Source organism: Streptomyces globisporus (assembly GCF_003501885.1).
Lineage (GTDB): Bacteria > Actinomycetota > Actinomycetes > Streptomycetales > Streptomycetaceae > Streptomyces > Streptomyces globisporus_D.
This window is the reverse complement of the sequence record NZ_QWFA01000010.1, coordinates 13,597-28,631: the sequence shown is the minus strand read 5'-3', so window position 1 is coordinate 28,631 and position 15,035 is coordinate 13,597. Positions and strand designations below refer to the sequence as shown.

General features: G+C 70.5%; 11 protein-coding genes and 1 tRNA gene. 1 reads left to right on the top strand and 11 read right to left on the bottom strand.

Going from position 1 to position 15,035, the window contains the following annotated elements:
- Positions 1-20: 20 nt before the first annotated feature.
- The 6 genes from fabG to D3105_RS03440 form a co-directional block, all read right to left on the bottom strand.
- The gene (gene fabG, locus D3105_RS03465; RefSeq protein ID WP_118899860.1) at positions 21-806 is read right to left on the bottom strand and encodes a 3-oxoacyl-ACP reductase FabG; all 786 of its coding nucleotides are present in this window, start codon (positions 804-806) and stop codon (positions 21-23) included.
- 48 nt (positions 807-854) lie between these two features.
- On the bottom strand, positions 855-1,127 hold the full coding sequence (locus tag D3105_RS03460; protein ID WP_118899858.1) for an acyl carrier protein: 273 nt from the start codon (positions 1,125-1,127) through the stop codon (positions 855-857).
- A gap of 90 nt (positions 1,128-1,217) precedes the next feature.
- The gene (locus D3105_RS03455; protein ID WP_118899856.1) at positions 1,218-2,435 is read right to left on the bottom strand and encodes a ketosynthase chain-length factor; all 1,218 of its coding nucleotides are present in this window, start codon (positions 2,433-2,435) and stop codon (positions 1,218-1,220) included.
- Positions 2,432-3,700, bottom strand: coding sequence for a beta-ketoacyl-[acyl-carrier-protein] synthase family protein (locus tag D3105_RS03450; protein WP_118899853.1), 1,269 nt, complete (start codon positions 3,698-3,700; stop codon positions 2,432-2,434). The genes D3105_RS03455 and D3105_RS03450 overlap by 4 nt, the downstream gene beginning before the upstream one ends.
- 29 nt (positions 3,701-3,729) lie before the next feature.
- The gene (locus D3105_RS03445) at positions 3,730-4,059 is read right to left on the bottom strand and encodes a TcmI family type II polyketide cyclase (protein WP_118899851.1); all 330 of its coding nucleotides are present in this window, start codon (positions 4,057-4,059) and stop codon (positions 3,730-3,732) included.
- A gap of 38 nt (positions 4,060-4,097) precedes the next feature.
- Positions 4,098-5,582, bottom strand: a complete 1,485-nt coding sequence (locus D3105_RS03440; RefSeq protein WP_118899846.1) for an FAD-dependent monooxygenase — start codon at positions 5,580-5,582, stop codon at positions 4,098-4,100.
- Positions 5,583-5,953: 371 nt separating this feature from the next.
- Between D3105_RS03440 and D3105_RS03435 the strand changes: the two genes are divergently transcribed.
- Positions 5,954-6,868 (top strand): hypothetical protein, encoded by a 915-nt coding sequence (locus tag D3105_RS03435; protein WP_123947562.1) that lies wholly within the window; start codon positions 5,954-5,956, stop codon positions 6,866-6,868.
- 294 nt (positions 6,869-7,162) lie between these two features.
- Here D3105_RS03435 and D3105_RS03430 read toward each other — a convergent pair whose 3' ends face one another.
- The 5 genes from D3105_RS03430 to tmk all read right to left on the bottom strand — a co-directional run bounded on the left by D3105_RS03430 (position 7,163) and on the right by tmk (position 14,856).
- Positions 7,163-7,948, bottom strand: a complete 786-nt coding sequence (locus tag D3105_RS03430) for a response regulator transcription factor (protein WP_118899842.1) — start codon at positions 7,946-7,948, stop codon at positions 7,163-7,165.
- 503 nt (positions 7,949-8,451) lie between these two features.
- Positions 8,452-8,525: transfer RNA gene (locus D3105_RS03425), tRNA-Thr, on the bottom strand.
- Between the two features lie 98 nt (positions 8,526-8,623).
- On the bottom strand, positions 8,624-10,153 hold the full coding sequence (locus tag D3105_RS03420) for an alpha/beta hydrolase (protein ID WP_118899839.1): 1,530 nt from the start codon (positions 10,151-10,153) through the stop codon (positions 8,624-8,626).
- Between the two features lie 102 nt (positions 10,154-10,255).
- Entirely contained in the window at positions 10,256-11,461 is a 1,206-nt protein-coding gene (locus D3105_RS03415) for a DNA polymerase III subunit delta' (protein WP_118899837.1), read from the bottom strand.
- Between the two features lie 152 nt (positions 11,462-11,613).
- Positions 11,614-14,856, bottom strand: a complete 3,243-nt coding sequence (gene tmk / locus D3105_RS03410; protein WP_118899835.1) for a dTMP kinase — start codon at positions 14,854-14,856, stop codon at positions 11,614-11,616.
- Positions 14,857-15,035: the final 179 nt, after the last annotated feature.

Genomic DNA, 15,035 nt, shown 5'->3' with positions numbered 1-15,035 from the left:
TCGTGAGGGGCGTCGGGTGATCAGAAGTTGCCGAGTCCGCCGCAGACGTTCAGGGCCTGCGAGGTGATCGACGCCGCGGTGTCGGAGGCCAGGTAGCCGACCAGGCCGGCGACCTCCTCCGGCGTCGAGTAGCGGCCGAGCGGGATCTTCGCCTGGAACTTCTCGAGGATGGCGTCCTCCGTGACGCTGTAGGCGTCGGCGTAGCCCTGACGGACCCGCTGCGCCATCGGGGTCTCGACGTATCCCGGGCAGACCGCGTTGACGGTGATGCCGGACGGGGCGAGTTCGTTGCCGAGCGCCTTGGTGAAGCCGACGACACCGTGCTTGGAGGCCGAGTAGGGGGCGCCGAGCACCACGCCCTGCTTGCCTGCGGTGGACGCGATGTTGATGACACGACCTCGCTGCTTGTCCCGCATGCCGCCGGTCGTGAGCGCCTCGCGGGTCATGCGGAAGACGCTGTTGAGGTTGGTGTCGATGACGTCGTGCCACAGCTCGTCGTCGATGTCGGCGGTGACGCCGCCGCCGCTGCGGCCGGCGTTGTTGACCAGCACGTCGACCGTGCCGAAACGCTCGACAGCGGCCTGCACGAAGGCGCGCACGTCGTCGGCGGAACGGACGTCGAGCGGGGTGCCGTCGACCTCCAGCCCCTCGTCCTGCAGCTGTTTGACGGTCTCCGCCACGTTCGCGGCGCTGCGCGCGCCGATGAACACCCGGTGGTTCTGGGTGGCCAGAAGGCGGGCGACGGCCAGCCCGATCCCGCTGGTTGCACCGGTGACGAGGGCGACCCGTCGGTCCTGCTGAGACATCGGTTCTCTTCTCCCTGAGAGGTGTGCGTACGTTCCGGACAGGTGTGCCTAGGCGACCGCGGCTTCCTGGATCGACGCGTTGACGGCCGTCAGCAGGCCGTTCGGGGTCAGGCCGTTGGCGAAGATCTCCTCGTCGAGGGAGACGCCGTACTCGCGCTCGATGCGGCCGCCGGTCTCCAGCAGGGCCAGGGAGTCGTAGCCGAGGCTCACGAAGTCGGTGGTGAGGGCGGTGTCGCTGTCGAGGTCGACACCCTCGTCGGCGCCCGCTCCTTCGAGCAGGATGCGCTTGAGATCGACGAGGGTGAATTCCTGCGTGGACATGGCTGTCCCTTCATGGGGGTTGGCGAACGGTGGATGAGGACCGGAAGAGAGCGGTGTGCGGCACGGCCCCGAGTTCTGTCTGCCGGGTCGTCAGCCGGCGGCGCGGACCACGACCGCCGAGTTGAACCCGCCGTAACCGCGGGCGATGACGAGCGCCGCGCGCGTGGCCGCCGCGCGCGGCTGACCGGTGACCAGGTCGATCTCGTACTCGGGGGAGAGCGTGACGTTCGTGGTGGGCGGGATCAGGCCCTCCCTCATGCACAGCACCGCGGCGACGACGTCCACCGGGGCGGCGCCGGAGTAGAGACGGCCGGTCATCGTCTTGGGCGCGGTGACCGGGACTCCACGGACACCGAAGACCGCGACGAGCGCGTCGGCCTCCGTCCGGTCCAGCTCGGGGGTGCCCGCCGCGTCGGCGAACACCACGTCGATGTCCGCCGGCCCGACTCCCGCATCGGCCAACGCCTGCTCGATCGCGCGGCGCAGACCCGGCTCGCGGCCGCTGCCCGGCTTCGGGTCGAACGTCGCGCCGTACCCGGCGATCTCACCGTAGATGCTGTCCGCACCCCGCTCCCGGGCGGCATCGGCGTCCTCCAGAATGAGCAGCGCCCCGCCCTCCCCCGGCACGTAGCCGCGTGCCTCGGCGTCGAAGGGCAGGTAGGCCCGCTCGGGGCGCTCGCTGGTGCTGAGCCGGTCGCTGGTGAGCTGCGCCACCCAGCCCCACGGGCAGACCGACGCGTCGAAACCGCCGGAACAGATCAGCTTGGTCCCCTTGCGGATCTGTCGCCGGGCCTGGGCGATCGCGTCCAGTCCGCCCGCCTGGTCGCTGACCACCACCCCGCTGTAGCCGCGCATGCCGTTGCGGATCGATATCTGACCGCTGTTGACCGCGTAGAACCAGGCGAACGACTGGTACGCGCTGACGTAGTGGCTGCCCTGGCTCCAGAGCTTCTTGAGCTCGTTCTGGCCGAACTCGAACCCGCCCGACGTGCTGGCGGTCACGACGCCCATGTCGAACTCGGGCATGGTTCCCGGCTCGACCCCGGCGTCCGCGAAAGCGTGGTCGGCGGCGACCAGAGCGAGCTGGGTCATCCGGTCCGTCTGCGGGATCAGTCGGCCGGGCAGGTGGTCCCGGGCGGTGAAGTCCTGGATCTCGCCGGCCAGCTTCGCGGGATACCGGGACGCGTCGAAGCGCGTGACACGGCCGATCGCGTTCTTCCCGACCCGCGTAGCGGACCAGTAGTCGTCCAGGCCCAGGCCGTGGGGGGTGGCGAGGCCGATGCCGGTGATGACAACCCTGGCGTTCATTCCGTACTCCTTTCGGCGCGGGTCAGCACCATGGCGCTCTGAAACCCGCCGAATCCGCTGCCGACCGTCAGGACCGTGTCCGTGGTGTTCTCACGAGCGGTGAGCGGCACGTAGTCGAGATCGCACTCCGGGTCGGGGGTGTGGAGGTTGGCCGTGGGCGGTACCACGTTGTTCTCCATGGCCAGGACGGATGCGGCGATCTCGATGGAGCCGATCGCGCCCAGCGAGTGGCCCACCATCGACTTGATGGAGCTGACCGGGGTGCGGTAGGCGTGCTCACCGAGGCTGAGCTTGAACGCGGCCGTCTCGTGCCGGTCGTTCTGCTTGGTTCCCGAGCCGTGGGCGTTGATGTAGTCGATGGCCTCCGGGTTCACCCGCGCCTCGTCCAGGGCGACCCTGATCGCCTCGGCCATCTCACGCCCGTCGGGCCGCAGCCCGGTCATGTGGAAGGCGTTGCAGCGTGAGGCGTAGCCGGCGATCTCGGCGTACATGTGGGCGCCGCGCCGTCGAGCGGCCGTCAGCTCCTCCAGGACGAAGACGGCCGAGCCCTCCCCGAGCACGAAGCCACTGCGGGTGCCGTCGAACGGCCGGGAGGCGCTCGCGGGGTCATCGCTGCGCGGCGTGGTCGCCTTGATCGCGTCGAAGCACGCCATGGTGATCGGCGAGATGGGGGCGTCCGTCGCACCGGCGACCATCACGTCGGCGGTGCCCTCACGGATCAGCTCCACGGCGTACCCCACCGAGTCGATCCCGGACGTACAGCCGGTGGAAACAACGGTGTTGGGACCTTCGGCCCCGACGGCCCAGGCCACCTCGGCCGAGAAGGAACTCGGCACGAAGTGGTCGTACAGGTGCCGCGGAGCGTAGGTGTGGTCGACGAGGTCGAGCCGCCCGCCGTCGCTGACCACCCGGTACTCCTCGTCGAGCCCCATCGTCGCGCCGACCGCGCTGCCGATGGTGACGCCCGTCCGGTACGGGTCGAAGCCGGCCAGGTCGAGACCGCTGTCCGCGAGCGCCTCGCGTGCGGTGACGACGCCGAACTGGGCGGCGCGGTCCATCCGCCGGATCTCCTGCGGGCTCAGTCCATGCATCTCGGCATCGAAGTCGATCTCCGCCGCGACCTTGGAGCGGAACGGCGACGGATCGAAGAAGGTGATCCCCCGCGTCGCCGTACGGCCCTCGCTCAGCAGCTTCCAGAAGTTCTTGGTGCCGACACCGCCCGGCGCCAGCACCCCGATTCCAGTGATTACTACCCGGCGCCCCACTGGGGCCTCCCTCGTGTCGGTGGACGGCCTTATGACGACGTCGTCCAGTTGTAGAAGCGGGTGGCCATCGCATCGGCCGGGGAACGCCAGGTGGCCGGGTCGTACGCTTCGATGAAGGGCTTCAGGTCCTGGCTGATCGCCGCGAAGCGCGGGTCGCTCTTGGCCTCCTCGATCAGCTCTCCGCCGTTGTCGGAGTCGAAGTCCTGCAGGTGGAAGTACAGTCCGCGATACGAGAAGAGCTGCCGACGCCTGGTGCCCATGCGGTGGGGCATCTCGGTGCGGTCGAACTCGCCGAAGAGTTCCGCCACGTCGATGCTCGACGCGGGGTCCATCCGGGCGACGATCAGTGTGCTGTGCATGGTTCTCCCTCTTCCGTTCCGTAGGGGGCGCTGCGGGATCAGACCCGGCGTCCGACCGGCGGGCGGCCGAACCAGCGGGTCAGAGCCATGGGCAGGTCGTGGTGGCTGCCGGGAGCGGCCCAGGCGACATGACCGTCGGGGCGGATCAGCAGAGCGGAGGTACCGCGCAGCGCGCTGCCCTCCGGTACCGCGGCGGGGGCCGCCGTGACGATGTCCACCCGGGCCGCCCACGGGGCCGCCCGCTGCCGCAGCCGCGGGTTGTCGTCCAGGTCGAGCAGGACGCCGCGGGCCGGACGCAGCAGTTCGGTGCTGCTGGACCCGCCGTGCTCGCCCACCAGCGCCAGGTGCGGCATGCGCCTTCCCAGCAGGGCGTGGCTGCCGCCGCCGACGTCGTATCCGATCTCCAGACCGCTGACCATCGCGGCGAGATGGCGGTTGACCTCCTCGTACGCGGTCAACTCCCGCAGCACCTCGCGCAGCGGGTGCACTTCGGGGCCGCTGAGGAGCAGCATCCCCTGGGCCCGGGTGTTCATCAGAAGCCGCTCGCCGACGGGGTGCCGTTCGCTGTGGTACGAGTCGAGCAGGCCGGGCCCCGCCCAGCCGTTGACGACGGCGGCCAGCTTCCAGCCGAGGTTCACCGAGTCCTGGACGCTGGTGTTCATTCCCTGGCCACCCGCCGGCAGGTGGACGTGGGCCGCATCGCCGGCCAGCAGGACGCGGCCGCGCCGGTACTCGGTGACCTGCCGGGCGGCGTCGCCGAAGGAGCTGACCCACTGCGGCTCGCCGTGCGAGATGTCGGTGCCGGTCAGCCGCTTCCAGACGTCGGCCACCTCCTCGTAGCGAGGAGGTGTGTCACGCCGTCGGGGAGGGGTGCCGAACTCGTTGGCGATGATGCGGGTGACTCCGCCCGGCAGCTTGCCGACCATGACCATGCCGCCGGGCAGGCTCTCACCGATCATGCGCGGTTCGAGGTCGAGGCCCTTCACGTCGGCGAGGAACATCTCCAGCGTCGCCGGGGTGCCGGGAAAGTCGAAGCCTGCGGCCTTGCGTACCGCGCTGCGGCCTCCGTCACAGCCCACCAGGTAGTCGGCGCGCAGTGTGTGGACGCCGTCGGGCCCGCGGACCTCCACAGCGACACCGTCGTCGTCCTGGTCCAGGGAGAGCAGTTCGTGGCCCCGCCGGATGACTGCGCCCAACTCGGTGGCCCATTCCTCCAGTTTTTCCTCCGTCACGCTCTGCGGCACCGTCTTGGCCGCCTTACCCGTTCCCTCCAGAAGGCTGAAGTCCAGCGGAATTCCGCCGAAGTGGCCTTGCGTACTGGTCTCGATCTCACCGAACCGGGAAAGCAGCCCGCGCTGGTCGAAAACCTCCAGAGTGCGCGCGGTGAAGCCGAGCCCACGGGATTCCCCGGTCCGTTCCACAAGTCGCTCGATCACAAGGACCTCGACTCCCGCGAGCCGGAGTTCACCGGCCAGCACAAGCCCGGCCGGACCGGCCCCGACAACGATCACCGCAGCGTCCATTTTCCGCCCCTCGGTAGTTATTCGAGAATCCTGTCGACTCCGCCTGCACGCCTGTGAAGCCACAGCATCCGCATGACGTGGACTCGCCCGATAAAGCGCTGCATTCGTCATATTGCGACGGTCGCGCATCCCGCGCCCCGACCGGAAATCAACACAGTTCGAAGGACGCTAGATGAAATCTTCTTCGCTCGGTCACTACCGCGTCAAGACGGCCTCATGCAAATCTGCGTCAACTTTTGCACCGCATCATGCGCAGCGACAGGGAAGCTACATCGCTACTTCAGACGCTGTACAAACCCCTGAAGCCCGCCCTGTGCTCTCTGATATCACCGAACTGCGTGCAAGTAGTTCCAACGGACCGGGGGCGGCGGATGAGCGGGGACAGCATGCGGGTGACGGGGACAGCTGTAACGTGCGTCGGTTCCGGGTGCGGACAAGGGGAGGAGAACGGCCGGCCGGCCCGCCGCGCGGCGCCGGGGTCGCGGCTCTGCGCCGCCTGCCGGGACGCCCTCGTCACGCTGCTGAAGCGGCTTCCCGCCCTTCACGAGGAGTGCGGCCGGCGGCTCAACGAGTCGGGCCCGCGGCGCGAGCGCACCTCCGGCGGCCCGCTGCCGGGCATGCCCTTCAACACGGCCGCCGCCGAGGCTCGCTCGGACATCCTGAAGCTGCTGCGCTCCTGGGCGGGAGTGCTCGTCGACGAGAGGGGCCTCCCGACGCCGGGGGACACCGTGCCGCTGCTGTCGGCCCTGCTCGTCCGTCACGCGGACTGGCTCGCGGCACACGCCACCGCGGCTGACGTCAGCGCGGAGTTCGCGCGACTCGTCCGCAGGACCCGACGGGTCGTCGACCCCGAGCCGCTGCGGCGGGTGGTCGTCGGCACGTGTGTCGAGGTGAACTGCCCCGGCGGCCTGACGGCCCTGATCCGCTCCCACCAGTCCCAGCGGCAGACCGAGATCGTCTGCGATGTGGACTCCTCGCACCGCTGGTCGAGCCAGGAATGGCTGCTCCTCGGAACCTTGCTGGCCCGCAGGCCCGGGGCCACGGGCCTCGGGACCGCCGCCGAGGCGCGCGCCGCACGCTGGCTCTCCGCGGGCGACATCGCCCAGATGTGGAACATCGCGACCGGCAGCGTGTACCGCCACGCCAGTGAGCAGCAGTGGCGTCGGCGCAGCCGATCGGGCCGCACCACCTATCACGAGGCCGATGTCCGCGCGACACTCAGCCGCTGGACCCCTGGCCGCGTCACGCGTCCGGTCGAAGACGGGGAGTCGAACCGGGCGAGGTGAACCTGCCGCCCCCGACCCTGTTCAGTGAGCCTGCTCCGCGTTGCCTCTCCAGGGTGAGAACGGCGGCGGCGATGTCCGCCATGACCCCCTCGACTGCACCATGGTGCAGGTCGAGTGCGGCAGGACCGGAGACCCGCAAGGCACCCTTGCCGCTGAGTCGAGATGCCGAACATCTCTCAGCGGCACGGGTGCTTCGTACGTCGCGCTCGCGCCGCCATCACCCCGTCAGTGGCCGATCCGAAAGCGCCGGTCGGCCGGCCCTCGCCCCTCGGCATTGGGCCTGCCCAGCGCCGTCTACGGAGATCCGAGCCGGAAGCCGACGCCACGCACCGTAATAATCCAGTTGCTGGATCCGAGCTTGTTGCGCAGGCTGCTGACATGCGTGTCGATCGTGCGTCCCGGCCGGGATCCGGGGTCCTCCCACACCTGGGTCATCAACTGCTTGCGCGAGACGATGCTCCCCGGATGGGACGCCAGCAGGTAGAGAAGGCCGAACTCCTTGCGGGTCACATCGACCGGCACCTGGTGCAATCGAATTTCGCGTTTACCCGCGTCAATGTGCAGCGGTCCGTGCACGATGACCTGTTGAAGCGCTCGCTGCTGAGGGCGGAATCTTCGCATGACTGCTTCTATTCGGGCCATCAATTCCCGGAAACCGTACGGCTTGGCCATGTAATCGTCGGCGCCCGCCTGCAGACCGAGAACACGGTCGAGTTCGCTGTCCCGCGCGGTAATGGCGATGACGGGAGTATCGGCGTCGGCCCTTATCGCGCGACACACCTCCAGCCCGTCGAGATCCGGCAGGTCGAGGTCGAGGAGAACTAGGTCGGCGCTGCGGTGTGCCTGCAATGCCTTGGCTCCCGTCGCGACACTGGCAGCCCGGTAGCCGTGCCGACGAAGCTTCTGGACAAGCGAATCGGCAGAACAGGCGTCACTTTCCACGACGAGGACATTGAGTACATCATTTTGCGCGCGACTGGCCTGCTGAGGAGTGCGCGAATTGGCATTAGCCTCGAACTCCGACCCTTCACTGCTACACGGTGTGCGAAGTATGAGTAAGTTTGCAGACTGCCGTCTCATTTACTACCCCCGATTCGCCGAACGTGCTGCCATCACCAGTGATCAAAAAACTACAAAACTGCGCGACGGTTTGTCAAATGATTTATGACATATGTCACAGGAAGTTTATTCGCCAAATACCGGCACCCAGGCACACGCAGAGTGACGGGTCGGCGGCGACCTCTTCGCGAGCCCTCTGCCTACGGCCGCGAATTGACGCCTATGTAGAGATCGAGATCAATTTCCGGTGGTTCGCCGCCGGTCGCAGGAAGGGGATAAAGTGCATCTGGGGCAAGAACAACAAGAATTCCGTAAATTGCAGGCGGTCACGGACCGCGAAGGGCGCGTCGGGTGTCCGCCCCCAAAAAAACCGTGGCGCGCCCGCTGCCCACCGGCAGACCGTGGACCTGGACTCGGCGGGGCAGAACGCGGCAGAGACCGAGGCCAGGACGGAGGCGAAGGACAAGCGGGGGAGCCCACGAAAAAGCCCCAAGTCACGGGCTACGTGACCTGGGGCTTCACTGAGCCGCCTTCGGGATTCGAACCCGAGACCTACGCATTACGAGTGCGTTGCTCTGGCCAACTGAGCTAAGGCGGCGCGCCCTGTCGCACTATGGTGCGATCAGCAGCGGAGCCAAGTCTACACAGTTTCCGGGGGTGCTCCGCACACGGCACCCCCGGAGGCGTTTGTGCTGGTCAGATGCACTTCTTGGCGTCGGTGGGCGCTGTGCCCTCCAGGAGGTACGTGTTGATCGCCGTGTCGATGCAGTCGCTGCCCCGGCCGTACGCGGTGTGGCCGTCGCCCTCGTAGGTGAGCAGGGTGCCGGAGGAGAGCTGGTCCGCCAAGGCCTCGGACCACTTGTACGGGGTGGCCGGGTCGCGGGTGGTGCCGACGACGACGAGCGGGGCGGCGCCCTTCGCCTCGGTGCGGTGCGGGGTGCCCGTGGCCTTCGTCGGCCAGTACGCGCAGTTCAGCGAGGCCCAGGCGAAACCGCGACCGAAGACCGGGGAGGCCTTCTCGAAGTCCGGGACCGCCTTCTCGACCGCGTCGGGGCCGTCGAAAGCGGGCGGCAGGTCGAGGCAGTTCACGGCGGCGTTGGCGAACATCAGGTTCGCGTACTTCCCGTTCGGCTCACGCTCGTAGTAGCTGTCGGCCAGCGAGAGGAGGCCGGAGCCGTCGCTGCGCTGCGCGCCCTCCAGCGCCTCCCGGAGCTGCGGCCAGGCCGCCTCGTCGTACATCGCGGCGATCACCCCGGTGGTCGCCAGGGACTCGGTCAGCTCGCGGTCGCCGCCGGTCGGGATCGGATTCGCGTCCAGGTCCGTGAAGAGCTGCTTGAGGGCGGTCGCCGCGTCCGCGGTGTTCGTGGTGCCGAGCGGGCAGTCGGGCTGCTTCACGCAGTCGGCGGCGAAGGACTGGAAGGCCCCCTCGAAGCCCGCCGTCTGGTCCCGGTTCATGTCGATCGCCTTCAGGGACGGGTCCATCGCACCGTCCAGGACCAGTCGGCCGGCCCGCTGCGGGAAGAGATCCGCGTACGTGGCGCCCAGGAAGGTGCCGTACGACGCCCCGACATAGTGCAGTTTCTCGTCGCCGAGCAGGGCGCGCAGGACGTCCATGTCGCGGGCCGTGTCGACCGTGGAGACGTACGGGAGGATCTCGCCGGACCGCTTCTCGCAGCCCGCCGCGAACTTCTCGAAGGCGGCGGTGAGCTTCCGGACCTCCGCGTCGTCGTCAGGTGTCTGGTCGACCTGCGTGTAGGTGTCCATCTCCTTGCCCGTGAGGCACTCCACGGGCTCGCTGCGGGCCACGCCGCGCGGATCGATGGCCACCATGTCGTAGCGGGCCCGCACCGGGGCGGGATAGCCGAGTGCCGCGTACCCCTGGAGATAGCCGATCGCGGAGCCGCCGGGACCGCCCGGGTTCACCAGGAGAGAACCGATCCGCTTGCCTGGGCCGGTGGCCTTCTTACGGGAGACGGCGAGCTCGATGTCCCCGTCGTCCGGCTTGTCGTAGTCCCTCGGCGCCTTCATCGTCGTGCACTCGAACCCCTCCACGCCGCAGTCGCGCCAGCTCAGCTTCTGCGTGTAGTACGACGACAGCCCCTCGGGGGCCGCGGTGCCGGTGGCCGAGGCGTTCGGCGACGAGCCGCTGCTGCTGCAGCCGGAGATGAGCAGGCCGGCGGTGCCGATCCCGATGGCGAAGGTGCGGAGCAGGCGCCTGGTATCCATTCAGGGAGCGTATCCGCCGGGTGACGAGTCGTACGATTCCCTGCTCATTCGGGTGAACAGGGCGCCGCAACGGCCTCGCCCCCGGACAGGCCCCGTGAGACCTCAGCCCGCCCGCAGCGCCATCGTCATCGCCTCCACCGCGAGCAGCGGCGCCACGTTCCGGTCCATCGCCTCTCGGCAGGCGATCACCGACTCGATCCTGCGGAGGGTCTGCGCGGGCGTCGAGGACTCCGCGATCCGGTCGAGGGAGTCCTGCACGTCGACATTGGCGATGGCCAGCTTCGAACCCAGCTGGAGCGCCAGCACATCGCGGTAGAACCCGGTCAGCTCGGTCAGCGCCAGGTCCAGGCTGTCGCGCTGCGTACGCGTCTTGCGGCGCTTCTGCTTGTCCTCCAGCTCCTTCATCGCCCCCGCCGTACCGCGCGGCATCCGGCCGCCGGCCACCCCGCCGAGCGCCGCCTTGAGGTCCTCGGTCTCCTTCGCGTCGACCTCCTCCGCCAGCTGCTTGGCGTCGTCGGTCGCCGTGTCGATCAGCTCCTGGGCCGCCTTGAGGCAGCCGCCCACGTCGGCGACCCGCAGCGGAACCTTCAGCACCGCCGCCCGCCGCGCCCGCGCCCGCTCGTCCGTCGCGAGACGGCGGGCCCGCCCGATGTGCCCCTGGGTGGCGCGCGCCGCGTTGTGCGCCCGCTCGGGGTCGATGCCGTCGCGGCGGATCAGGACGTCGGCCACGGCCTCCACCGGCGGGGTGCTCAGGGTGAGGTGCCGGCAGCGGGAACGGATCGTGGGCAGGACGTCTTCGAGCGAGGGGGCGCACAGCATCCACACCGTGCGCGGTGCGGGCTCCTCGACGGCCTTCAGCAGGACGTTGCCCGCGCCCTCGGTGAGGCGGTCGGCGTCCTCCATGACGATGACCTGCCACCGCCCGACCGCCGGGGAGAGCTGGGCGCGCCTGACCAGGTCCCGGGTCTCCTTCACACCGATGGAGAGCAGGTCCGTGCGGATGACCTCGACGTCGGCGTGCGTACCGACCAGGCTCGTGTGGCAGCCGTCGCAGAAGCCGCAGCCGGGGGCTCCGCCCAGCGCGCGGTCCGGACTCGTGCACTGGAGCGCGGCGGCGAACGCCCGCGCCGCCGTGGACCGGCCGGAACCGGGCGGTCCGGTGAACAGCCAGGCGTGCGTCATCTTCGAGCCCTGGTCCAGCCGCTTGCCGTCGGACACGGCGGTGACCAGCGCATCGGCGTCCCTGGCGGCAGCGGCGAGCTGTTCCTGCACTCGGTCCTGGCCGACCAGGTCGTCCCATACGGTCATCGGTCACCGCCCTTCCGGTGGTGTCGTGCACGGCCCGCGAACCGCGGTGCGTCGTCGCTCTCCATTGTGGGGGACGCCACTGACAGCCCGGCCCGCCCGACCCCGGAGGGACGGACGGGCCGGTAGGTCACTGCGGCGCCGCAGCGGGCGCCTCAGCCTCGCGGGCGGCGTCCCCGGCCCCCGCGGCCCTCGTCGTCCTGGCCGCCGAGCAGTTCGTCCGCCAGGGTCGGCAGATCGTCCAGCGGGGTCTCCTCCGCCCAGTCCGAGCGGGGGCGCTTGCGGGCCCGCTGCTGCCGGTCCGGGGCCGGCGCGTTCGGGTCCTCGACCTGCGGCAGTTCCCGGGTGCGCTCGTTCTCGCTCTCCGCGGGCGAGGGCGCCTGGCTCTCGTCCCGGAAGAAGCCCTGGGGCACCCGGTCGGAGGGCTGGTCGTCCCGCACCGGCGGCAGCACGGCCGTCTCGTCGGCGTCCCGGGCCTGCCGAGGACCCGCCTGGCCTGCCGATCCCGCCTGCCCTGCGGACCGCTGGTCCGTGAAGCGCGGCAGCATCGCCGTCTCGTCGTCCCCGGCGGCCGAACCGGAACCCGAGCGACCGGAACCCGCGGCGCCGGAACCCGAAGGACCGTCGTCCTCCGGTCGCGCCGCCGGAACCGGCTGCGTGATCTCGTTCGGGTTCACGATCGGCGTGGGGACCGTGATCTCGTTCTCCGGCACCGTCGGCCCCGACGCGCCCTCGGAGCGCGAGGACGTCTCCGTACGGGATCGGGACGCCCGCTCCGCCTCCGCGCGCTCGGCCTCGGCGCGCGCCGCCTCCGTACGGACGGCCGCCTCGGCCTCCGCCCGGCGGCGGGCCTCCTCGGCGCGCAGCAGGGCCTCTTCGGCCTTGCGCTGCTTCTCCAGCCGCTGCGCCTCGGCCTCCTGGCGCTGCCGGGCCTCCTCCTCGGCCTTCAGGCGCAGCCGCTCCTGCTCGGCCTCGCGGACCCGCTCCTCGGCCTCCAGCCGGAGCCGGTCCTCCTCGGCGCGGCGGCGGGCCTCCTCGGCGCGCTGCCGGGCCTCCTCCGCCTGGCGTTCGGCCTCGCGGCGGCGGGCCTCCTCCAGCTCGCGCTGCTTGCGCTCCTCCTCCTCGGCGCGCAGCCGGGCGAGCTGCTCCTGGCGCTCCTTCTCCAGGCGCTCCTCCTCGGCCTTGCGGGCGGCCTCTTCCTCCGCCTTGCGCCGCGCCTCCTCCTCGGCCTTGCGCCGGGCCTCCTCGATGGCCTCGATCTCGGCCTCGGAGAGCGGAAGGAGCTGGTCGAGCCGGTGGCGTACGACCGTGGTGATCGACTCCGGCTCCTGGCCGGCGTCCACCACCAGATAGCGGGCCGGGTCGGCCGCGGCCAGGGTCAGGAACCCGGACCGTACCCGCTCGTGGAACTCCGCCGGCTCCGACTCCAGCCGGTCCGGTGCCTCCGTGAACCGCTCCCGGGCGGTCGCCGGGTCGACGTCCAGCAGCACCGTCAGATGCGGTACGAGGCCGCTCGTCGCCCACCGCGAGATCCGGGCGATCTCGGTCGGGGCCAGGTCCCGGCCCGCGCCCTGGTAGGCGACGGACGAGTCGATGTAGCGGTCGGAGATGACGATCGCGCCGCGCTCCAGCGCCGGGCGGACGACGGAGTCGACGTGCTCGGCGCGGTCGGCGGCGTACAGCAGTGCCTCGGCCCGGTTGGAGAGACCGGCGGAGGACACGTCGAGCAGGATGGAGCGGAGCCGCTTGCCGATGGGGGTGGCCCCGGGCTCGCGGGTGACGACGACCTCGTGGCCCTTGGACCGGATCCAGTCGGCGAGCGCCTCGACCTGGGTGGACTTGCCCGCTCCGTCGCCGCCCTCCAGGGCGAGGAAGAAGCCGGTGGCGGCGGGCGCGACGGCCGGTTCGTCGCCGCGCAGCGCCTCGCGCAGGTCCCGGCGCAGCGGCACGCCCGCCCGGTCGTCCGTCTTGGCGAGGACGAAGGCGGCGACGGGCAGCAGCAGCGCGCCGAGCAGCATCAGGGTGAAGGCGGCCCCGCCGTGGGCGAAGACGAAGTCACCGGCGGCCAGGCGGTGTCGCCCGATCGCGGCGGCCAGCAGCGGTCCTGCGACCGCGCCGAGCGCGACGAGCACCCGGACGACGGCCTGGAGGTGCTCGGTGGTCCGGGCCTGCCGGAACGCCTCGGTCTCCTGGTCGATCAGGGTGTGCCCGGTGTTCGCGGCGACCCCGGCGGCGTAACCGGCGAGCAGGGAGATGGCGATCCCGGTCGCGGTGTCCGGCACCAGGCCGAGCGCGAGGAGCGCGAGGCCGGTGACGGCGGTGGCCAGCGCCAGCAGACGGCGGCGCGACAGGGTCGGCAGTACGTGGCGTGCCGTACGGATGCCGAGGGCGGTTCCCCCGGTCAGTCCGAGGATCAGCAGCGCGAAGGTGGCAGGACCGCCGCCGAGGTCGTAGGCGTGCAGGACGGACACGGCCGCCGCGGCGGCGATGGCTCCGGCGACGGAGGCGCAGACCGCGACCAGCAGCGGGACGGCGCCGGTGCGGCCCTTGGCGGGTCCGGTGCCGGTGACCGGGCGGCGCAGGCCCTCCAGCGGGGAGCGCGGCCGGGGCGTCCGGTCGGCGGGGAACTCCAGGAAGTACAGGGTGGAGATGGAGGCGGAGAAGAGCCCCGCCGCGACATAGGACCCCAGGGCCGCCTGGTGGAAGGAGAACCACTCCAGGCCCGAGCCGAGGAGGTTGCCGACCAGCGTGGCGGCCAGCAGGACCACCGCGGCGGCGGGCACGGCGAGGAAGTTCGTCCGCAGCGACAGCCGGCGCAGGGCGTCGAGGTGGTCGGGCAGGGGGCGTACGGCCGCGCCTTCGGGGGGCGGGCCGGGCAGCAGCGCCGGGGCGGCGCTGTCCTTGGCCACGGCCCACAGGCGCTCACCGGCGCCGGTCACGAAGACGGTGATGAGGACCATCATGAGCGCCTTGTCGGGCGTCCAGTCGATCCACAGCGGGGCGACGACCAGCAGCGCCAGGCGCAGCCCGTCCACCCCGATCATCAGCCATCGCCGGTCCAGCTTTCCGCCGGGCCCCGTGAGGGACGTCAGTGGTCCCAGGAGTACGGCTCCGAAGAACAGGGTGGAAAGGATCCGGGCACCGAAGACGGCGGCGACGGCGAAGGCCGCCCCGCGGTATCCGGTGCCGAATGAGCCCTCAAGGACCGCCGCTTGCAGCGACAGCAGCACCAGCACGAGAAGGGCGAGTGCATCGCCGATACCGCCGACGAGCTGGGCGCTCCACAACCGCTTCAGCGGAGGAATACGCAACAGGGCCCGTACGGCGCGCTCGCGTGAGTCTGCGGCAAGTGTGTCGGAGGTGGGGCTCACGACCGTTGGCTGCTCGGCTCGCGTCATCCGCCCAGCCTATCGGCAGCGGTGCGGTGCCTGTCGGCCCGTCCGAACATATGGACGCAGACAGTTTCCGGCCAGGCCCCCACCGGTCCATGACGCACCGCCGCCCGGCGCCGCGATCACGGGGATCGAGGCGCCGGGCGGCGGTGGCGAAACCTACGGCGTACCAGCCCGTACGAAGA